At 60.0% G+C, this 19,564-nt stretch carries 19 protein-coding genes; 4 read left to right on the top strand and 15 right to left on the bottom strand.

From position 1 onward, the window contains the following. Window positions 1-29 precede the first annotated feature (29 nt). From AB5Y94_RS19990 to AB5Y94_RS19955, 8 genes are all read right to left on the bottom strand, one after another. On the bottom strand, window positions 30-254 hold the full coding sequence (locus AB5Y94_RS19990) for a hypothetical protein (RefSeq protein WP_349933316.1): 225 nt from the start codon (window positions 252-254) through the stop codon (window positions 30-32). Beyond that, complete coding sequence (locus AB5Y94_RS19985) at window positions 251-2,203, bottom strand: hypothetical protein (protein WP_368206408.1); 1,953 nt, start codon at window positions 2,201-2,203, stop codon at window positions 251-253. The genes AB5Y94_RS19990 and AB5Y94_RS19985 overlap by 4 nt, the downstream gene beginning before the upstream one ends. Window positions 2,204-2,215: 12 nt before the next feature. Then, entirely contained in the window at window positions 2,216-2,620 is a 405-nt protein-coding gene (locus AB5Y94_RS19980) for a hypothetical protein (protein ID WP_368206407.1), read from the bottom strand. Between the two features lie 15 nt (window positions 2,621-2,635). Next, on the bottom strand, window positions 2,636-3,811 hold the full coding sequence (locus AB5Y94_RS19975; RefSeq protein ID WP_368206406.1) for a hypothetical protein: 1,176 nt from the start codon (window positions 3,809-3,811) through the stop codon (window positions 2,636-2,638). Window positions 3,812-3,813: 2 nt separating this feature from the next. Continuing rightward, complete coding sequence (locus AB5Y94_RS19970) at window positions 3,814-5,010, bottom strand: hypothetical protein (RefSeq protein ID WP_368206405.1); 1,197 nt, start codon at window positions 5,008-5,010, stop codon at window positions 3,814-3,816. A 71-nt stretch (window positions 5,011-5,081) separates the two neighbouring features. Continuing rightward, entirely contained in the window at window positions 5,082-8,696 is a 3,615-nt protein-coding gene (locus AB5Y94_RS19965) for a curculin (mannose-binding) lectin protein (protein WP_368206404.1), read from the bottom strand. Continuing rightward, on the bottom strand, window positions 8,693-9,061 hold the full coding sequence (locus AB5Y94_RS19960) for a hypothetical protein (RefSeq protein ID WP_368206403.1): 369 nt from the start codon (window positions 9,059-9,061) through the stop codon (window positions 8,693-8,695). The genes AB5Y94_RS19965 and AB5Y94_RS19960 overlap by 4 nt, the downstream gene beginning before the upstream one ends. Next, a complete protein-coding gene (locus AB5Y94_RS19955) occupies window positions 9,058-11,889 on the bottom strand; it encodes a tape measure protein (RefSeq protein ID WP_368206402.1) in 2,832 nt (943 codons plus the stop codon). The genes AB5Y94_RS19960 and AB5Y94_RS19955 overlap by 4 nt, the downstream gene beginning before the upstream one ends. Before the next feature lie 86 nt (window positions 11,890-11,975). Here AB5Y94_RS19955 and AB5Y94_RS19950 point away from each other — a divergent pair, with 86 nt between their 5' ends. The 4 genes from AB5Y94_RS19950 (at window position 11,976) to AB5Y94_RS19935 (ending at window position 14,886) form a co-directional block, all read left to right on the top strand. Next, window positions 11,976-12,758, top strand: coding sequence for a hypothetical protein (locus tag AB5Y94_RS19950; protein ID WP_368206401.1), 783 nt, complete (start codon window positions 11,976-11,978; stop codon window positions 12,756-12,758). Window positions 12,759-13,012: 254 nt separating this feature from the next. Continuing rightward, window positions 13,013-13,417: a hypothetical protein gene (locus AB5Y94_RS19945; RefSeq protein ID WP_368206400.1), complete on the top strand. Its 405-nt coding sequence runs from the start codon at window positions 13,013-13,015 to the stop codon at window positions 13,415-13,417. A gap of 372 nt (window positions 13,418-13,789) precedes the next feature. Further along, complete coding sequence (locus tag AB5Y94_RS19940; RefSeq protein ID WP_368206698.1) at window positions 13,790-14,074, top strand: hypothetical protein; 285 nt, start codon at window positions 13,790-13,792, stop codon at window positions 14,072-14,074. A gap of 212 nt (window positions 14,075-14,286) precedes the next feature. Then, the gene (locus tag AB5Y94_RS19935) at window positions 14,287-14,886 is read left to right on the top strand and encodes a hypothetical protein (protein WP_368206399.1); all 600 of its coding nucleotides are present in this window, start codon (window positions 14,287-14,289) and stop codon (window positions 14,884-14,886) included. Window positions 14,887-14,994: 108 nt separating this feature from the next. Here AB5Y94_RS19935 and AB5Y94_RS19930 read toward each other — a convergent pair whose 3' ends face one another. The 7 genes from AB5Y94_RS19930 to AB5Y94_RS19900 form a co-directional block, all read right to left on the bottom strand. After that, window positions 14,995-15,177 carry a hypothetical protein gene (locus AB5Y94_RS19930; protein ID WP_368206398.1) on the bottom strand — a complete coding sequence of 61 codons (183 nt, stop codon included), beginning with the start codon at window positions 15,175-15,177 and terminating at the stop codon, window positions 14,995-14,997. 192 nt (window positions 15,178-15,369) lie between these two features. After that, window positions 15,370-16,119: a hypothetical protein gene (locus AB5Y94_RS19925; protein ID WP_368206397.1), complete on the bottom strand. Its 750-nt coding sequence runs from the start codon at window positions 16,117-16,119 to the stop codon at window positions 15,370-15,372. Beyond that, window positions 16,116-16,565: a hypothetical protein gene (locus AB5Y94_RS19920; RefSeq protein ID WP_368206396.1), complete on the bottom strand. Its 450-nt coding sequence runs from the start codon at window positions 16,563-16,565 to the stop codon at window positions 16,116-16,118. The genes AB5Y94_RS19925 and AB5Y94_RS19920 overlap by 4 nt, the downstream gene beginning before the upstream one ends. Further along, window positions 16,562-16,978, bottom strand: a complete 417-nt coding sequence (locus AB5Y94_RS19915; protein ID WP_368206395.1) for a gp436 family protein — start codon at window positions 16,976-16,978, stop codon at window positions 16,562-16,564. Before AB5Y94_RS19915 ends, AB5Y94_RS19920 begins: the two co-directional genes overlap by 4 nt. Continuing rightward, on the bottom strand, window positions 16,975-17,283 hold the full coding sequence (locus AB5Y94_RS19910; RefSeq protein ID WP_368206394.1) for an HI1506-related protein: 309 nt from the start codon (window positions 17,281-17,283) through the stop codon (window positions 16,975-16,977). The genes AB5Y94_RS19915 and AB5Y94_RS19910 overlap by 4 nt, the downstream gene beginning before the upstream one ends. A 117-nt stretch (window positions 17,284-17,400) precedes the next feature. Further along, entirely contained in the window at window positions 17,401-18,309 is a 909-nt protein-coding gene (locus AB5Y94_RS19905) for a Mu-like prophage major head subunit gpT family protein (protein ID WP_368206393.1), read from the bottom strand. Window positions 18,310-18,367: 58 nt separating this feature from the next. Further along, window positions 18,368-19,537, bottom strand: coding sequence for a phage protease (locus AB5Y94_RS19900; protein WP_368206697.1), 1,170 nt, complete (start codon window positions 19,535-19,537; stop codon window positions 18,368-18,370). Window positions 19,538-19,564 lie beyond the last annotated feature (27 nt).

The raw sequence follows: 19,564 nt of genomic DNA, 5'->3' as shown, positions 1-19,564 counted from the left end.
CTGAGTTTGATAAGCCACTTAAACAGGCATTAAACCTCTATCTCATAGGTCGGTAAATCCGGCGCCTCCCCTGCCAGCTCCCCTCCCCTGTAAAACGCCTTCTTGCCAATGGCGACCCCGATGCCCCGTACTGTGACCGTTCCACCCGCCAACGCGGTGAGAGTGGTGGTCGTGGTACCTACTGCGGCCACGGTACCGACCAGCAAAGGATCAGCACCGGGGACCAGCTCAAGGAATCGCTTAAACAGGTTCATACAAATCGCTCCACACTCAGCTGCTGGCGTACCGTCATGGCCTTGTTCTGCAGCGCAGCAGATACCCTGACGCCCCGGTTGTAACCCTTCCAGCCATCCACTGCGAGCAACGCGCCTGGCAGTATCAAGCCGGTATCTGCTGACAATGGCAGTTCAATGGTCTGGGTACGCTTGGGCATGGTCTTGGCCAGCCCCACAACGCCCTGAGCACGGGCCGCCGCCACATCACACACCAGCGGATGGGTGATGCTCTGCGCCTGCAGTTCACCTGCGCTACCTTGGCGCACTACCCGCGCACTGATCCCCTGATGGCCACCACTGACCCAGATCCCGTTGGCTGCTCGGCCCGGCTGGAAGTCACTGCCCAGAGTGGTGATGATGGTGCGGGGGATCGCCACATCGGCCAGAGCGCCCTCAAGCTGCCAAGGCACTGTGGGATAGCGCGGCTTGATGACCAGGTGCTGATTGCGCTGGTGTGGCAGCACGAAGCCGCCAGCCGCCTCGGCCAGGTACTTGACCACCTCGATCGGGGTCTGGTTATCCAGGCTGAAAAATCCGGCCGGAACCAGCCAATCCACCGCCTGCCAGTCCAGTGTCCAGCCAAATGGCAGTACAGCCGTTGCCAGTTGGGCCATGGTGGCCGCCGAGCTCTCGCTCACCGCTTGCGCCAGGACATGGGTCGGCGACAGGTAGGCGGTGCGCGAGCGACCGGTCAGGGTGGCCGACTCGCGGGCAAAACTCTGACTCGACTGCCAGCCATCGCACACGCACTCCCACTGCTGCCCGTTGATGTGGATGCTCACCTCTTCCTCATCGGTCAGGGCCGCCGCCGCGATACGCGGGATCTGGGCGCTGAATTGCCATGCCCAGGAGTCGGTATCGAGCTCGATATTCACGGCGGTGGCGGGGATGTCGAGCCCATCCCGTACCCGCACAATGCTTGCTGTGTTACTCACCAGATAAACCCTCCGGGTCGGGATTACGATGCGGGCATCTTGCCCATACCAGATAAACTCCAGCGAGGCGTCGCCGCGCTTGCGGCCGAACACCAGCACCTTGGTGCGCTTGTCGGGACGCTCGGGGATGATCGGCGGTTTCGGATCCGGGCTGATGCCTCGGTCTGGCTGCTTGGCCTCCTCCCACCGCTCCTGCCAGCGCCAGTGCTTGGGCGTACCGTGCCCCCACTGCTGGCCGGTGGTGGCCTTGCCGAGCTTGACCCCCTCCTGCCACTGGTCAGCCTGCCAAACCTTGTCAAAGCGGGGTGGGTTGCGGTAGCCGCTAACTTGCCAGCGATCTACCGGCTCAGCCTCGACCCACAGCGTCCTGATGGCAGCATGCCCTGGCGGCAGGTTGTCGAACGGCTGGCCGTGGGCGGTGCCCGCTGGCACGGCTTCCTCATAGAGCCCACTGGCCAGCTCATAGCGCTTGGGCATCACCTCGCTCACCTGCACCACGCTGGCCGGCACCGGCGCCGACTCTTGCCAGTCTGCGGCGGGGGTGGCTTGCACAGCATCAGGACGCTGCCAGTCGCTGGTCACCCCGCAGCTGACCGTGCCGGACGGTTCCCAGTCGCTGGCGACGACCTGGCTTGGCCCCCTGAACACGTTCACGTCATAGCCGGCCTCGATGCGATGAGTCACCGCCTCGGTGGTCACCGCCATGTCGCAGGAGATCACGATGGTGCCGTCGAACTCGGCCACTGCTGCAGAGGGCTGGCTGGCCAGGGTCCCGGGGTAGATCAGCCCCGCATCGGCGACCAGTACGGGGGCTGTGACCTGACCGGCCACCACCGAAGGCAGCACCAACCCGGGCGAACAGGCCAGCACCGGCGGCAGACTGGTGCCCTGCAGCACCGCCACATAGCGCACCACCATGGCCTGGTTAAGCTCCAGGTTACCATTGCTCTGACGGGCCTTGCGCAGCTCAAGGGAGGCGTCCTTTCTGGCCATAGGTGGCTCCGGTTAGGGTTCGGTGATGGTCGCGGCGTTGATGCGCACCAGGGCGCCAGCAAACAGCTCGTCGGTGGGGATCTCCAGATCGGCTCCGCTCTCCGGCGGCCCCACATCGAGATCCGCCACAAAGGCGCCGTCCCGGTTGAAGATGCGCCCCCAAGCGGGGGCGCCGTTACCGGTGGCCATCTGTTCGGCCAGCGGCTTGAGGGTCAGCACCCCACCCGTCACCGACTGCGCGCAGGGGTTCTGGAACTGCAGCGTGACCAGTAGCTGCTGGCTAGTGATGGCTGCCCCGGGCGTAGGCCGGCCACCGGTGTAGATCTTCAAGGTGGCAGGGCCGGCCGCGCCGGTGTCGATGGCCGTGGCCAGCACCTGGGCGCGGTCGGTGCGCACCGTGTCACTGAACTTGAGCATGCGGTGCTCCTTGCGTTATTGGAAGAACGGGATCGGGACCACGCTGCCATCGGCCGGGTACGGGGTCGGGGCCTGGTAGTCGGCCGCCACCGCGTTGTAGTCGGCGGGGCCATAGGCGGGATCGTCTTGGGCCACGGCCATATAGCGCCGGTTCAACCACAGCAGGTCAAACTGATAGACCCCATCTGCTGCCCGGCTGTAGGTCTCACCAACCAGATCCCCGTCCTGGGTGAAACAGAGTACCCGCCGTCTGACCCCTTCTCCGTTGATGGTCACCGTGCTGCGGATGTAACCCTGCTGCACGCTTTGTACCCCATCCCTGAGCCAGCACTGGTCTCGCCCTCGCGTCATCAAAAGTCGGCTGTTTTTGATGGGGGTAACGGGGCCGGCATACATGGGGGGAGTGCCGTGCCAGGTAACATCCTGCGGTATAAATTGGCTGCGAGGCTCTTGGTTGGCGGTGAGGATGGTGGTTGATACGCGATATACAGAAGGATCCCCCATCCTATATTGCTGGCGACCAGTGATCTCGGCTTGGGTCAGTGGCCGGTCATAGATGGCCATGTCACTCACCTGGCCATTCCCTGCACCGGCCCCCACCGCGCCGTTGTAGTAAAAGGCCCCCACCGTCAGGTAGCTCCCGGCTATCTGCAAGAACACATCCATCGGCACCGTCATGGCCGGGTCTTTTACTCCGTCGATAAACACCTCGGTGGTAGTGCCGGCATCATTCAGTTGCACCACGAAGTGATGTGGCGAATAGCACAGTTCATCCCAGGTCTTGGTCAGCGACTTGTAGAAGGTGTTCCCTCCCAAGGGGCTGATGGCCTGATAGGAACAGACCCCGACCGAGCCGCCATACAGCAAGATGTAGCGATTATTGAACCCCGATGCTGGCTGATTGAGACCAAATACGGTGCTGTAATCGGTACTCTTGCCGCCGGCCAGCCTAAAGAACCCCTCAACCGCTCTGATTTTTGGCAGGGTCGCCTGGGCGATACGCAGCGTTGAACCGCTGTCAGGCGTCAATACCGATGGATGCAAATCCGTGGTCATGGGTGCCATGTTAAAAACCGGCGCCCCCATCGTGGTCAAATGCCGACCATTACCGCTCTGGTCGGTATTGTCAGCGAGCGGCCAATAGGCAAGCAGGCCGCCTGTGCTTTTGATGGTTTCGGCCAGGGTTGTCATGGTTACCTCCAGGGGCCGGTCAGATCAAATCCCATCATGGTCGTGCTGCCAACTGACGTTGATTCTGCATAAGCCGCATAGATAAAACGCACCAGCTTGTTGGGTAGCGCTGGCAGGTTACTGAAGTTCTTCCTTTGCCATGCACCGACACTACCAAACGGGCAGATAAGGCCAGGGAGATAACCCCGCAAGTGGTTGCCCGTTTCCAGTATCATGATCGGGTCAACCGACATATAGAATCCGTTATCTGGACCATTGGGGGCAGACATGCCGCTGCCAAAACGGGAGAACAACCCCTTCATCCACCAACCAACAACCCCAAACAGCTGGCTATATGGCCGTGCCATAACGCGATAGCTGGTGTCATCGAAAGACAAACCTTGGTTGTAATAACTGGTGTAGCTTGCCCCTGCCCCGATGTTCCAGCGACGGTTAGTATCATCGGCAACAGTGGTGCCGTAGTTCAATGTGATCGCGTGATAGCGGTCGCCAGGGCGCAACGACTTGATATAGCCAAAGCAGAACAGCGCTTGATAATTGGCGGTAGCATAGGCCGGCAGGAAATAGAACAGCTGGTTGTCGCCAATAAGATCCCAGCGCTTATCGCTAAAACGGGCCGTTGCGGGCCAACGGGCATCATTGATCAGCGTGAAGGTGTTGATGTCGGTCACATCTTCGACCATCTGGACCTTGGCAAGGTAGCCGTAGTAAGTGGCGCCAGACCATCCTGAAAATGCTGTGTTGTCGATACGCAACGAGACGTTGCCAGACTCACTGATATTCGCCGGCCGGTAGATGGCCACCTTGCCGTCACCGCTTTCATGGGTCAGCGTCCACCCCAGCGGTGCCACTTTCATCGTCATGGATGCCCCAGAACCAGCCGCCCCAGGGTCGCCACCGTCCAGCTCGAACCAGACCTGAGTGGCAGTCACCAGCATGACCCGGTGCTCGCCGTTGTAGGCGGCCGGGCTCACCCCATCGACCTGCACCACCGAGTCCTGCAGATAGGCGTGGCCGCCGGTAAAGGTCGCCACCGCCCAGCCTTTGGTGGCATCGAACGACAGGGCATTGATGGCCAGCGTACCGAAACCGGTCACCAGAATCGATTTGAGCAGGGAAGTCAGTGCGCCATCGGTAGTATCACCAAGGTTGCCTGCACCCTGCATATTGCTCGAATACCACTTCACCGGATAAGCCATCGTGTCTGTCTCCATCAGTGGGGCACCGTGCCCCACGACAAAATAAGGGGTGGGGCAGACTGCCCCACCGGTTAACGGTTGACGTTGCCGCGTAGCTGCAGCTCAAACTTGTCGCTTTCACTGGCCGCCACCGACTGCAGCACGGTACGGATCGCCCAGATCGGGAAGTTGGCCGATTGGGTGTTGAAGCGCAGCACGTTGCCATTTGCCCAGCCTGACCCCCACCCACGCTTGTCCAGCCGAAAATAGGGCTGGCCGTTGTTCGGGTTGACGGGAGCAAAGTCGGTGTTCACATCCCCCACCCCGATCTGGCCCACATGCTCCCCGACCAGCACAAAGGTGGTGCTGGACTGGAAGATGATCGCCCATCGCTCCTCGATGGTGGCCCGGTTGGTCAGCAGCAGCGGATAGTCAGTGTCGTTGTACTGGGCCGTTGACTGGTCGCCGTCCACGTAGTCCTGCCACTTGTTGGTCCATGTTTTCTGGTCGAACAGGCTGGTGTAGCGGGCCCACAGGTTGCCCATGATCAGCGCGCTCGACACGTAGGTGTCACTGGCCGAGTAGGCATGTGACAGCGGGCGGGTCAGCTGCAGCCGGCCGGATATTTCCACATCGCTGACCAGGCTCATGTCCTCGATGCGGTGGACCACGGTCAGCGGCTCCACGTAGCCGGTCAGGTTCAGCGGGGTGGCCAGGGTGACCACCCCGCTGTCCAGGTTGACACAGTAGAGCGCGTCCGCCAGCCGCTTGCCGTTTGTGTCCTCCACATGGGCGTAGGCAAGCCTGGTGCGGCCGGTGGTGAGCTGCTGGCCGGCCGTCACCCCGAGCGGGAACGCAGCGCGCTGGGTGCTGTGCACCACCACGGTGTTGCCCTTGCGCAGGAACGGCACCCGCCCATCGGACGGCAGGCGCACCGGATCCAGGCCGATGATGTCGGCATCGAGCGGCAGATAGCTGAACACCACGCAGTTGAACCGGATGGTGTCAGCCACCACGCTGACCGGCTTCCAGATCTTGCCGTCCTCGCCGATCTGGTCAGGGTCATACCAGGGCTGGGTTTCGTTGCCGGCGGCCGTGATCTTGCGGCCAAAGCGCACCACCACGATCCCGGTCTGGTAGTTGACCCGACCATCCATGTCGGTCGTGGTGAAATAGCCGTCCCCGTCCGCCGTGGCCTCGATGCGGCGGCCGCTGGCGGTGTTAGCGCTGATGTAGAGGCTGCCCGGTGCCAGCGGGGCGCCCGGGGTGCGGAACGTTACCGCATCCACCGACTGGGCACTGAACGAGGTGGCCAGCGACTGCAGCGCCGGCTGGGCGGCCTGCCCAGCGGCCCAGTCAGCCAGCACCGCCAACCCGTTGGAATAGTCGATGGTGCCCGCCTGAATGCCCGCCCCCGTCTCCGGGTCCGGGTTGCGGTACAGCAGCCCCTGCCGGTCAACGTAGGTCGAGCCGCCCAGGGTAAAGCGCAGCGAGCCCTCCAGGATCGCCTCGGCAAAGCCCGGGGTCACGTCGATGCGCAGCGCCTGCGCGGTCAGGGTGGCATTCTGGGCCTGTGCGCTGTTGTTGTTGCGGTAGGTCACCTCGACCCAGCCCTGTTCGCCATCAGGGAATGTGTAAGCGGTGTTGTGGTACTCGATCCCGGTCATGGTCCAGCGCTGCACCGCGATCTGGCTGTTGCCCTCCCAGCGGGTGCCCACGGTCACCCAGGCGTAGGTCGGCTTGGGCAGCGGTGCGCTGCCGTCCGGCATGAAATGCAGGGTGCCGGCGGTGTAGTCGATGGCCCCCAGCTCCACGCCGCTGGCGTCGATCAGCCTGCCCTGGCCGTCATCGCGCAGGGTGATGATGGGGTCACGGGTGGCGATCACCAGCTCCTGGTCGTCCACGTCGAACTTGTGGTAGAGGGCATTGAACTTAACCCGGACCGAGCCCGGGGTGAGGTTGTGCGCCCCACCGCCAGAACCGTCCAGGGTGATGGAGAGGTGCCCCACCTGCCCCGGGGAGCTCAGGCGCCCCGGCTCGACGTGGCGCTCGGTCACCGGCTCACCGTACTGGTACTGGGCCGCATACTCCTGGCCGAGGGCCGGCAGGGTGATGTGCTCCAGATCGATGATACCCTCGGCATAGTTGATGGTGCCGGTGATGTCGCCCCGGATCTTGCCATCCCCCACCGAATCATTGGCGGTCTTGCCGTCAGACCAGGTCAGTACCAGGCTCTTTGGCGTCACCCCGGTATGCGGCAGTTGCCAGGCGCTCTTGCTGATGCTGATCGCCTGCCCGCTGCGGTTGGTGTAGTTCACCGGGGTGGCCCAGCTGAACATGATCGAGGTGTCCACATCCGGCAGGGCGCCCAGGGTCAGCAGCACCGAGCCGCTGGCAAAGTTGAGGGTGCCGGATCCGTAGGAGAGATCCGCGCCGCGCAGCTCGCCCCGGCCGTTGTCCTTCAAGTCGTACCACTTCCCCTGTGCCATAAAGGACACGGTGAGGGTGCCCGGCGCCGGGGTCGGCTGCAGGGTGATGGTGTAGGCATAGCCCCGGTTGTTGGCCTTGATCTCGATGCGGGCCGTGTCGGCGATGCGCGACGGGCGCGCCGCCGGCCAGAACGAGATCGCCTTGCTGGCAGTCCCGTAGTTCGGGCACTGGGCGTTGAACTCCAGCGAGCCACGGCCATAGTCGATAGACCCGATCACCGAGCCCGCCACTACCAGCTCCCCGCCCCGGTCGGTGATCACGGCCGCCCCGATGGTGATGGTCACCGTGCCCGGCTTGGCACCACTGCCGAGGAACAGGCCGCGACTGGGGGCGATGCTGGCGGCAGTGGTGAAGCTCACCAGCCCTTTGCCGGAATCGACCAGGCTGGCCAGCTCGCCGGCGGCCGTCAGATCCACGGCTGGGGTTTCACTGCGGGCAGCCGGCACCAGCTGAGTGAAAATGGTCTTGGCCTTCACCTGCATGGCGCCGAACGCCACATCTTCCGACAACTTGGTGCTGGCGTAGTAGTTGGCCGCATCGGCCACCACTGTCTCGCGCAGGGCCGTCTTGGCGTTGGTCACCACATCGTAGGGGGTCGGCTGCTCCCCCTCAAAGGTGTAGCGCAGCGGGTCGGCCAGGACGCAGGTGACGACGTTGCGGGTGAACTCGGGTATACCCGGGATCTGGAACTTGGCCAGTGCCTGGTTGACCTCAAGGACGCGCACATACTGCTCGAACTCGCCGGCCTTGCCCTCATCGCCGACCAGCACCAGGGTCTCGCCGATCTCCGGCAGGCGCACCTCGACGCGCTGGAAGAAGCGGATCGCCCGTTGCCCTTCCAGCTGGGTGTCGTAGAGAAAGCCGCGCCACTTCGGGCCCCGCGCCAGATAGCGCTCCAGCACGTCGCGGGCCGCCGCCCGGGTGTCATGGTGGTCCTTGGTGCTCATCAGGCACAGCCCCACGTTGGGGTCGGCCGGCGGCAGCAGCACGGTGGCATTGGCACCGAAATAGGTGTCGGTGTCATCGGTCTGTGTGGCCAGGTAGACCTTGCGCATGTTGACCACCCCATAGGCGCGATCAAGATCCGACACATCAGGGAAAATCGAGTTGTGATCACCGCTGACCACCTCCTTGCCGGTGATGCGGCCACCCCCATCAGGGGTGTCCGTCATCCGCTGGCTGGTCAGCAGCTTGATGTCACCAGAAAGAATGGTCATGGGGTTACCTCGGTGAAATTCAGGGTCAGGGCATAGGGTTCACCCGCCTCGGGGTCGGCCATCTCGATCAGGGGCGTGACCACTACGCCGGGGCGGCGCCAGATAACGGTGCGGGCTATCCCGTCCAGCAGGGTCAGGGCCAGCAACTGGCCAGGCACCGCCTCCAGCACCTTGAGACTCTGCACGGTGGCGCGGGCACAGTGGCCAACCAGGGTGATGGGGCGTCCCTCTGGCCGTGGGGTCTCTTCCACCAGAAGCGCGCCGGAGAGGGTCGGCGTCACCACCTGTTCGACGGGAGTCCAGTCGAATTCATCGCGCCAGACCAAGTCATCTGGCAGTGAAATGCTGTTTAACGTCACGTTCATGAGCGCAGCCCCTGCTGTTTAAGAAGGTTGATAAAGGCGTGGGCATTGGCCTCATCGGCCTGCAGTTCGGCCGAGCCCCCTGCCCCTTTGAGCTCGATGGTGATCCGCTCTGTTGCAGGGCGACGGCCATCCCCTGGGGATGCGCTCGTGGGGGATGGGGATTGCACGGGAGGTGGGACTGCGGCCTGGGGCTGGCTGGCCACCTCCTTGGCCTGGGCCTTGCTGAGCTCCGCCTTGAGCTGAGCCCGCATAGCCTCCATCTCCTTCTGGAACTTTTCGCCGTAATACTTGCTCCACTCGCTATAGGCCGGAATGTCTTTGACCTTCTGGCTGTAGCGGGCCAGCTCCTCCTCCACCCCGGCCAAGGTATTGGCCAGCCCCTCGGCATTACCGCGCAGGCTGTTGATATCCACGCTCTTGTAGTAGAAAGAGCCGGCATTGACGGTGCGGGTATTGCCACTGCCGCCACCACCGCCGCTGGAGAGGCTGGCATGGGTCTGCTCGGCCTCGTCCTGCACGCCCTTGAGCCCGGCCCGCATGGCGTCGGTCGCCCCCTTGGCCCGCGCCGCCGCGTCGTCAAAACCATCGCCAATGGCTGCCACCGCCTTCTTGGCCTCCCCGCTCCCCCCTTTCACCTTGCTCATGGCATCGGCGGCAATGGCCATGGAGCGGGCCAACGCATCCCCGGTGATCTTGCCCTGGGCGGCCAGTTGTTTCTGACGCTCGATCACCGCATCGATCTCCGCCTTGGTCTTGGCACTGTTGTAGGCACTGGCCAGCGCCTCCTCGATGGCGGCACTGCTGGCGCCGGTATGCTGTACCAGCACATCCAGGGCGCCGAGCGTCTTCTGAAAGCCGGCGCCGATACGGCCATTGGCCCGCTCGAAGTCCAGCCCCAGCTGATCGAATGCCTTGGCCAGCTTGGCCGGGCCATCGGCGGCGGTCTGTTTGGCCACGGCATTGATTTCAGCCAGATAGTCGCGGGTCTGCTTGGCTTCATCCCCCAGGGCTTTGACGGCAGCCGCCCCTTGTCGCCAGCTGCCGGTGGCGTCGTCGTAATGCACCTTGCCCTCGGCAACCAGGCGATCGAGGTCCGCCATGCTGGTGATGGCCACCCCCAGCTCGGCCGACAGCGCCGCAAACTGGCCGTTGAGACGGGCCTGAGTTTCCGAGCGCAGGATCTGCGCCTCTCTGAGGGCCAGTTCGGCCTGCACCAATTGGCGAAGTGCTGCGGCGAACTGGGTGATCTGGATGATGGCCTCCACCGTCACGGCAGCCAGCAGTCCCCTGACCGCCGCGCCCAGCGCCCTGACGCCGATGGCAGCGCCAGCCGCTACCGTACCGGCCGTGGTCATGCCACCGGCTGCCGTGGCCGTCGCCGTGGGCAGGGCGATGAACTGGGCATAGAGACTGCGCAGATCCCCGATCCAGCCGACAATCTTGAGCCCTAACCACGCCTGGGCCAGCACGGTCAACGCCGTGCGCCACTCATAGAGGGTCTGGATCAGTGACTTGAGGGTTTCCCCCATGGTGATAAAACCATCGGACAGGCGCTTGGCCCACACCTGCAGCCGGCCATCCCGGGCTATCTGTTCAAATTCACGGTTCAGGCTGGCCAGCTGGTTCTTGAGCCAGGTCAACGCCCCGTTCTCGGCCACAATCCGGTAGAACTTGGCCAGGTTGTCCTGAGCGTTGGAGACAAGCCCGGAGAGCAGGCTCATGTTGGCGGCGGCCGCCCCGCCCGATTGAGCGGCGATCTCATTCATCAGGGCGGCAATGGTGTCGCGGCCAAGCTTGCCCGCCTCTGAGAGCTTCTGCAGCTCGGCGGTGTTCTTGCCGGTGACCTGTTCAAGCAATTGCCACACCGGCACCCCGCGCTCGATCAGCTGCAGGATCTCCTCCCCCTGCAGCTTCTGCTTGGCCCAGGCTTGGCCAAGGGCCAGGGAGATGCCTTGCACCTCTTCAAAACCACCGCCCAATTTGAACGCCTGATCGACAATGCCCTGCATGGCCCCCGCCATGGGGTCAATGCCGAACGCCTTGAGGCGCACGAATACCTGGGTGACTTCACTGAGCTGCAGGGGGGTGTTCTTGGCAAAGTCCTGGATCCAGGCTGACGCCTCTTTGCCACCAGCAATCGACCCCATCACCGCCTTGAGTTGCACATCGAGGCGCTCGGCCTGATCGCCGGTCTGGAACATGGCGAGCAATTGGGTAGTCAGGGTTTGGATACCGAACCAAGTACCCGCCAGCGCCACCAGGCGCCCAGTCAGGCTGCCAATGGCCCCTTGTAAGCCACCGGCCTGCTGACTGCCTTGGCGAAGCTCGCGCCCCAGCCGCTCGGTCTGGGCAACACTCTTGGTCAGCTCACGCTGCAGCCGCTGCTGTTCCTGGGCAAGATTCTTGGTATCGAGCCCGGACTGCTTGAGCCCCGCGTGCAGGCGGATATGACTGGCGGACTGAGCGACCAACTGGCGCTCCAGCTGCTTGACCTCGGAAGCCAGCAACCGCTCTTGTTCGGCCAGCGCCTTGGCATCCCCCGTCCCTGCCTGCTGCTCAGCACGCAGCTGCGCCAGCTTGTCGCGGCTCAGCACTGTCGCCAGTTCGAGCTGTGTCAGGGCGGCTTTGGCGTCATTGAACTGCCGGATCAGAGTCTGCTGCTGGCTCAGAGATTCGAGCGTCTGTGCCAAGCGTTCAGTCTCGGCGGCCGTCTCATCTGAGATAGGCCCCAGCTCCTGCACCTCCCCCGCCAGCGCGGCCAGATCCTCACGGCCGGTGACTTTGGCCGCCAGCTCCAAGGCAAGTTTGAGGGAGGAAGAGGTGGACATGGGGCATTCCGATCAGATTCAGATATGCCCTATTGTGAAGAAATGGCAAGATAGGAAGGTTTATGGCGAATTACTGAGGATACAGAATGAGCGGCAACCTAAAACTTAGATATCTTTTTCTTGGCTTTTTCGTCTGCACATTGCCAGTGTTAGTTTATTTTTTGAATTTTGGTACAACCAAAGACTATAAACTCATCTACGAACTTTCTCATGATATGACAATATGGGGCCAATTTGGGGACTTCATTGGGGGGACAACTGGCACACTGATATCTGCCGCTGCATTTGCCGCAGTTTATTTCACCCTCCAGCAGCAAAGAGAGTCTATTAGAAAACAAGAAGAAGAACTGGCAGAAATGAAGAGGCAATCTCAAATTTCCAGACTTGAGAACATATTGAATCAAACGACCATTGACCTTGAGTCGCAATTAAAACAAAGACACTCTTTTACCCATGTAGACCCATTCACAGGTTTGCCAATTGAGTTTGATTGCACACTGCAAGACCACTTAGCTGGTCTTTCAACACTTGATGGCAGAGACCTAAACTCCCTATATATATTTCCGATGCCATTTTTAGAGCTTCAAAAAATATTCGCAATTATAACTCTAACCGAAGAATTACGGCCACAAATAGCAGAGTTTATAATGACAGCGGAGACAATATGCCACCTATTGCTCGCTATCAATGAACTTTCCATTGATGATGTTGCAACAAAATATTATAAGTACAAGTATTTATTGGTTTTCACCGTATTGCACGATTGTAACTTAAATACTGAAACTTTAAATAAATGCTTCGACTTCAAAAAGCTCAATGACATTATTAATTCCAACGCCCCCATTTCAGAAGTATTAAAAATCCTTTGAATCTTTAACGGCGGGTCTCCCCGCCATTCTTCATATCCACAGCCCTTTCTCTGTCGCAGGCCAATTCACATTGAAGGGTGTGGCCTCGCAGTCCAGCACCAGTAGCCTTCCTCCAGTTTGATTTCGATAGGCTTGCCGCTGAAGGGATCTACCGTTTCAATGGCGCCAAGCGAATCGCCCACAGGCGTCTATAATATGTTTGTGAATAAAACATTTTAAGACAATTCCCTAAAAATTAACGACAAGGATGCATTATGAAAACTATCTGGGGACTACTTCTGAATTTCATAAGCTTTTTTGGCATATGGTTACTGGCTGCATTTGTTTCCTATGCTATCGCATTTCGAGGCTGGGGAGATTCCACAATAGGTGAATATCTACGTCTAGGAACTACATGGTTTATTTGTCCGGGTATTGGGGGATACTTCGCACCAAGGGTGACAACGTATTTCATCTCTGAACTAAACGTGGACTCCGTTATTGCATCATTCATTACAACAATATCTATTGTATTCACGGTGCTTATAGGATTCTCAATCTTTGCCTATGGATCCAGCCTTGGTAGTTCCGTATATGAGATGTTTCAATTTACGCTTCAGTTTTTGTCAGTAATTGTGGGGACGTTGATGGGGAAAATGGCAGTGAAGGAAAGCGCCTAGAAATTTCATGTACCACTCAAGATATTAGATTATAGAAGCACAATCAAACATTCACGAAAAGCAAGAACGGCGGGTCTACTCGCCGTTCTTCATTCCTTCCAAACCTATACCATTCCTGGCCGGCCCACATAGAAGGATTCGGTCTCACCATCCAGGGTCAGCAGCTCCCCTTCTAACTCGCTCCAGATGGGCTTATCGCAGGGGATCTAACGCTGTCTTGAGTGCTTAGTTGGGTTGGCACACGACCAGCTCATTACCCATTTCCGATGAGACCATCAGCGCCCATTGAGACTCCACCTGTCATATCTGACAGTGGCAAGGGAGCCTCTAGGGTTAATACTCAAATTTTGCTGAACAATGGAGCAAAAGTATATGCACCAATTTGGCGTTTGGCATGAAGGTGGGCACCAAACTATCTATGGGCTGCCGATCCTGAAGCATCTGCTGCAATCCCTCCAGGGTGAGGTGATGGTGCGCTACATCTGTCGTGCAGACACACCATGCACCTTGTTTTTGACCGTCAAGGAAGGGGTACCCTACCAGAAATTCAAGCAGGGTAATCCACCGCTGGATTGGCAGTGGTTAGAAAATGCCATCCTACCTCTCTCTGCCTCATCCCAACCGCTGGCCATGATCAAACGGCTTGAGCTTCGTTAAAAAACCGAAATACTTACCTCTGCAATCGCTATTGATCTTCCAGATTCTCAGCCTCCTCCCTTGGCCCCACTTGGCGATTTGTGGTGTAAATCACATTTTCATTGCGCGTGTTTAGAGCTAAAACCCTACACTTTAAAGTGTAAGCAGGAAGCGATCATGGTGGTGAGCTCTATCTGCTCTGCAGTCCCCATACATAAATGGAGAGTGCGATCATGGAAAAAATTCCCTGTCTAATCTTGGCTACTTGTATGGGAGTTCTAGCAGGCTGCTCAAGCATACCGGACAAGATAGCAGAATCCACGGCCATCGAATGGCCTTGGCCCGACAACAAGCCCAGCGATAACGCTCAAGCCGAATATCTAAAAGCAACGGCGTATTGCGTCAAACTCCAACAGTATTACGCCGCAGGTGGCAGTTCTGGAAAAGCAGCAAAATTCGGTCTGGCGGCTCTAGGAACATTAGCAGGTGCAGTCTTCGCCCCGATTGCCACTGGCACTGCGGCTACCGCATGGGCAGGTTTTTCAGGGGCGACCAATGCTCTACAAATATCCTATGACCAGTCCTTTGACTATGCGCTTGTTACGGCTAGGCGGGCACAAATTCAGAGAGAAATGGAGAAGGGGCAAGATGCTTATGCAGAAAAGCCAACTGTTCTAAGTGCCATTAATTTGGCATCCAGATGCGCCATGGCACCAGCACAAGTTGACCAAGCATTTATGGCAACGCTTAACAATTTAAGAAACAGTGATAAAAAACCAGAAGAGGCAAAACCACCAGAAACCTCAGATGACAAAAAAGCCAAGGTGAAATAATAGTAACGGCGGGGCTCCCCGCCGTTACTCTATCTACTACACCGTCCCCAGTCTGTCTACATAGAAAGGGATTGTCAGGTCGCAGATTCGATACCTAATAGTCTGGGTTCAGTCAGAGGATACATCGAGGAATTCGACTAACGTTCCCTCGCGCTCAATATGATGACCGCTTTCGTCATACAGTTGGACCCGAACTACCTTGCCGATAAAGTCAGACGCAAGCTGTTCATTCAAGTTGTCCATGCAGATTGTACCCACGGTGCCATCGCTCAAAAGAACTGTGTATTTCATGGTCATCCTTCCTTTGAAACCCGCCCGACTGACTTCATTTGACAACATAAATTGTTGCCGACCGTCACCCGGTCGCTACAGTGGCCAATGTGGTAGCTTCCAGAATCAGCGCCATAGTTTTTAGAGTCTGCTCCTGGTATATGGTTCCAAGAAGACAAACGGCGGGCCTCCCCGCCGTTCTGTTATCCAACCCTATACCGTCTCTGGCCGATCCACATAGAAAGGCGCGCTTTCGCCATCCAGCGCCAACAGCTCCCCCTCCAGTTCGATCTCGATGGGTTTGTCACTGAGGAAATCCACCGCCTTCTTGGGGGCCAGGCTGGCACGGGGGATGGTCAGTTTGATGGCCTCCCCACCGATGATGCTTCGGCCATCGAGCAGCAAGCGCGCCTTCACCTCCGGCTGCACGTTGCCCGCAATGCGCGAACCCGTCACCGCGTTATAGCTGGCGCTGACCATTACCGGGCCGCCGTCTGCCACAGCGCCCCCCTTGGTGGCCCGCAGCAGTCCCAGGGCATAGTTGATCTCGAAGTCGGTACCAAGCACTAAGGAGGTCGCGCCCTCCTTCACCACCAGGCCGGTGGCCGAGAGATTGGTCTTGCCCAGGCTCACCCACTTGGGGTGCGCCAGCAGGGTCACCGGCAGATCGGTCAGCGTCCCCGCCCCCTGATTGATGGGGCTCTCCAGCCCCATAAAGGCGGCGGCCAGCAGTACCGGCGGGATCTCGCTGGTTTTGATATTGACCGTGGCCGGCTTGGGGACGAAGTAGGTCTCCCTCGGCTGCCCCAACTTGCCTTTGCGCTTGCTCGGGATACTGATCTTCTCGCTGTCCGGTTTGACTTCCAGGCTGTTGACGTCCACCGGGCCGATCACCCCGTTCGAGACATTGTTGGTGAAGGTCTCGATAAAGAGATCCCCTTCCAGGTGCAGTGTTTCGCTCATGACCGTTCTCCCTTGAATTTCACTGTCGTCTTGAAGGCAAGGGGTAGATACACCGCCCCGCCCTTGTAACTCGGCCTGACAGATGCGGTTTCACGCCGAAAGGTGCTGTCACCACACACTCGGCCTGCCACAGCCTGCAACATGCGCCCCAACCACACGCCTGCGCTGGCCTCTTTGGGGGTGGCACGATGTACCAACACCAGCAGCCAAACCTGATCGAACACGCTTTGCCGCCCGCTTTGGGCCGTGTCACTCTCTCGCTCGCCCTGGTAAATCACATGAATGGCCGGGGTGTGTTGCCCCAGGTTGGCCACCGCCTCTAGGTCGGTGGCCACAAACACCTCCTTGAGCCCTTGACCCTTCAAGGGCAGCAGCAATTCGCGCAACCGCTCCCCCGCCGCCAGGTAGTCGAACTCAGGAGATGAAGTGCTGGCTTGAGTGCTCATAGAAAGCCCCCACTACCTCGCCCAAACACCCGGCCATCGGACTGCAGTTGGGCCAGGTTCTGGCTTTCCACCTGTTCGCCGTCAGCAGCAAGCCCCAGCGCCAGCTCCCCCTTGCCCACTGACTTGAGGAAGGCCAGGGCCGCCTCATTGCGTTTGGCGATCTGCTCCGGTGCCTGCTCGCCATAGAGGCGGTGGCGGGCGATATCGGCGCAGATGGGCACCAGGGCGCTCGGGACATGAGCAAGCGGCAAGGGGTAGCGCCCCGCCAAGTAACCGTCGATCAGCGCGCTGGCGTCACTCAGGGCGAGCGCAATGGCCGCACTGTCCAACTCGCCGGCCGGGGTTATGGCAAGGCGCAACAGCTCCACCTCACCAAAGCGGGTCACCATGTCGCTGACGCTGGCGTAGCTCATTTGCCCTTACCCTTGCCACTGGCGGGCGCAGGGGATGCGACCTCAGGCTCTGGGCTACCTGGCTCTGCACTCACACCGCCCAATGCTGCATCGTCCAGATCCCCCGCCGTCTGCGGTGCATCCGGCGCCGGCTCGGGCCCCGCCATATCCTCAGCCAGGCGGATGACCACCAGACGCGGATCCCCTTCCAGGGCCTCGAACTGCAGATCCGACACAACCAGCTCAGACTCGCCAGGTGCAATCGCCTGGCCCGCCCGGTGATAGCCCTGATGGAGTTTCGATATAACGCGCACTCGAATAGCCATCTCATGTTTCCCTCTGTCTTGTTCAATCCGAAAACCGGTTTAAACGGGGGTTAAACGCCCGGACTGGGACGGTTTAACCCCACCGTTAAACAGCACGTTCTGGGTTACAGCTCTGGTTTACAAATAATCAGCCACCACCATTTCCAGCTTGCCCTTGAGCTCGTTGCTGGAGCTCTCGGAGAGCTCGCGCTCCAGCATCTGGGTTGCCAGCTTCTCAAGCGACGCTGGCACCACCAACAGGGTCGGCTTGATGCCAAGCTGGCGGCCACCGTCCGACTTGAACTCGCGCATCCTAGTGATCGCATCCCACAGGTTGTCGGGGGTCAGGGCCCGCTTGTTGGCGAACGCCAGTTGCCAGAAGCCGAAGCCTGCCGCATCGCGGCAATCCACCCCATAGCGAAACTGCTTGGAAGTGAACACCGCCTCGTCATCTGCCTTGGTCATGGCGATAAGCTGCGGCGATTTGCGATCCTGGAAGATAATGGGCTTGAGTGCGCGGCTGGTGTCGAGCAGGAACCAGGGCTCGCCCGCATAGGCGCCATCCACTACCAGGTTGGCGGCCACTACGGCGGTGCCGGTGCCATCAGCCTTGGGATAGACCGGGTGATCGGTGTCGAAGAAGTACTGGCCGTCATAGCAGGGGCTGGTGAAACCAGCACCGAGCAGACCGAAGCAGAGCTCGTCAGGATGTACCCCGGCCGAGCGTCCCATCTCGGCGAACAGCGGGGCGTAAATGCCCAGCTCGTCGTCCTCGATATCGTTGCGATCCACCCCCACGGTCGCCTCGAAGTCTTCGTTGACGATCTGGTAGCTGTGGGCCTTCATCGACTCGATCACCCGGTCTCCGATCCACTTGCGCAGGGTCGGGAACTTGCCGAGCCAGCCATAGGTGTTGGATTTGGTGGTCGATTTGATCACCGTGGCGATCTTCTGGTATTGCGTCGGCGCCTCGCTCTTGGCGTCTTCAAAGTTCTTCTTGAAGCCGGTAAAGAGGGCCTGCAGCAGCGCGGGGGTAACAATGGCCATGGTCTATTCCTTCTCTGGTTAAACGGAACTGCCTTCGCGTGAATAGGGAGGCGCTTGCTTAGGCTTTGGCCTTGGCAAAGTCCTCGTGGCTGATGCCAAGCTGATCAGCGGCGTACTTGTCCTCGGCTGAAAGCACTGCCTCACCCTTCTTCTCCGGCAGGGTGACGGCGGCGGTCTGGCTCGCCGTGAGCGCGGCGATGGCCGGACGCGGTTCCAGCAGCGCCTTGAGGGCAGCCACCCCCTTCTGGGCGGCGTAGGCGGTCAGGTATTCCTCTTCGGCCGCCACCACCTTGCCCGCGGTGCGGGCCTCCTTGATGAGGGTTGCGGCATCGGTGATATCCACCTGGGCGGTCAGGGCCGCCACCTGGGTGACCAGGGCGTTATAGGTCGCCACCGGCACGTATTGCGCCAGGTCAACCTGGGCTCCTTGTTGTACTGACGTCGTCTGTGCCTTGAGGGCAACCAGCGAGGTGCGCTCGGCCGCGAGTGCGGCCTCCAGCTCCGGCGCCTTTTTGGCACTGGCCTGCAGGGTATCCAAGGCCGCCAGCGCGGCAGTGCCCTGCTCGGCGGTAAACTGTCCATCGGCCCCCGGCTGGATGCCGAGTTTGCCGAGCAGCGCGATCAAGTGTTCGTTCATGGATTTCTCCTTGATTGAGGTGGCCAACTGGCCGGGTTGGATAGGCATAAGGCTTGAAGCAGGTAACGCACTCAGGGCCGCCAGCGCCTGCATGCCCACCACCCCCGGGTCGTTGGTGATGGCGGTCATGCGCAGCTCCAGAGGGCGACCTTGAGCGTCATAGGGGAAGACGGCAGAGAGGAAGCGATACTCTTTGGCAGCAACCAGGGCAGCAGCCCGCTCCGTCCAGCGGGGTTTGATAAAGAGTCCCTGCCCTTCGCGCCACTCGATTTCATCGCCGTTGTACCAACCGGCTGCGGGCGCAGGCTGACCGTTCTGATCAACTTTGAGGGTCTGGTGGTCGTAGTCGATGAGGATGTCTTGACCAAGCGCCTTGGCACGGGCAATCAGGGCCGCGGCGATCTGCCCGTCCAGCTGCCAGTGACCACTCGCCACATCAAAGGGGCGACCGTCACGGGCCTTGAACGGGCCAACCGGCAACAACTGGTGCCAACCGTCGTCGCTCGGGCCAAGCGCCGCATCGAGCACAGCCATCCCCAGGGGGGTGGGTCTGGTATTCAAGATGGCCACGGCAATCTCAGATAGGGGCATCACTCTCACTCCGACGCAGGGTACAAC

The organism is Aeromonas sp. s5 (assembly GCF_040907865.1).
GTDB lineage: Bacteria > Pseudomonadota > Gammaproteobacteria > Enterobacterales > Aeromonadaceae > Aeromonas > Aeromonas dhakensis.
This window is presented reverse-complemented; position numbering and strand designations above follow the sequence as displayed.

Bases quoted from the DNA above. Each gene is read 5' to 3' on its own strand.
- AB5Y94_RS19990 (WP_349933316.1), bottom strand. From the start codon at position 254: ATGAACCTGTTTAAGCGATTCCTTGAGCTGGTCCCCGGTGCTGATCCT.
- AB5Y94_RS19985 (WP_368206408.1), bottom strand. From the start codon at position 2,203: ATGGCCAGAAAGGACGCCTCCCTTGAGCTGCGCAAGGCCCGTCAGAGC.
- AB5Y94_RS19980 (WP_368206407.1), bottom strand. From the start codon at position 2,620: ATGCTCAAGTTCAGTGACACGGTGCGCACCGACCGCGCCCAGGTGCTG.
- AB5Y94_RS19975 (WP_368206406.1), bottom strand. From the start codon at position 3,811: ATGACAACCCTGGCCGAAACCATCAAAAGCACAGGCGGCCTGCTTGCC.
- AB5Y94_RS19970 (WP_368206405.1), bottom strand. From the start codon at position 5,010: ATGGCTTATCCGGTGAAGTGGTATTCGAGCAATATGCAGGGTGCAGGC.
- AB5Y94_RS19965 (WP_368206404.1), bottom strand. From the start codon at position 8,696: ATGACCATTCTTTCTGGTGACATCAAGCTGCTGACCAGCCAGCGGATG.
- AB5Y94_RS19960 (WP_368206403.1), bottom strand. From the start codon at position 9,061: ATGAACGTGACGTTAAACAGCATTTCACTGCCAGATGACTTGGTCTGG.
- AB5Y94_RS19955 (WP_368206402.1), bottom strand. From the start codon at position 11,889: ATGTCCACCTCTTCCTCCCTCAAACTTGCCTTGGAGCTGGCGGCCAAA.
- AB5Y94_RS19950 (WP_368206401.1), top strand. From the start codon at position 11,976: ATGAGCGGCAACCTAAAACTTAGATATCTTTTTCTTGGCTTTTTCGTC.
- AB5Y94_RS19945 (WP_368206400.1), top strand. From the start codon at position 13,013: ATGAAAACTATCTGGGGACTACTTCTGAATTTCATAAGCTTTTTTGGC.
- AB5Y94_RS19940 (WP_368206698.1), top strand. From the start codon at position 13,790: ATGCACCAATTTGGCGTTTGGCATGAAGGTGGGCACCAAACTATCTAT.
- AB5Y94_RS19935 (WP_368206399.1), top strand. From the start codon at position 14,287: ATGGAAAAAATTCCCTGTCTAATCTTGGCTACTTGTATGGGAGTTCTA.
- AB5Y94_RS19930 (WP_368206398.1), bottom strand. From the start codon at position 15,177: ATGAAATACACAGTTCTTTTGAGCGATGGCACCGTGGGTACAATCTGC.
- AB5Y94_RS19925 (WP_368206397.1), bottom strand. From the start codon at position 16,119: ATGAGCGAAACACTGCACCTGGAAGGGGATCTCTTTATCGAGACCTTC.
- AB5Y94_RS19920 (WP_368206396.1), bottom strand. From the start codon at position 16,565: ATGAGCACTCAAGCCAGCACTTCATCTCCTGAGTTCGACTACCTGGCG.
- AB5Y94_RS19915 (WP_368206395.1), bottom strand. From the start codon at position 16,978: ATGAGCTACGCCAGCGTCAGCGACATGGTGACCCGCTTTGGTGAGGTG.
- AB5Y94_RS19910 (WP_368206394.1), bottom strand. From the start codon at position 17,283: ATGGCTATTCGAGTGCGCGTTATATCGAAACTCCATCAGGGCTATCAC.
- AB5Y94_RS19905 (WP_368206393.1), bottom strand. From the start codon at position 18,309: ATGGCCATTGTTACCCCCGCGCTGCTGCAGGCCCTCTTTACCGGCTTC.
- AB5Y94_RS19900 (WP_368206697.1), bottom strand. From the start codon at position 19,537: ATGCCCCTATCTGAGATTGCCGTGGCCATCTTGAATACCAGACCCACC.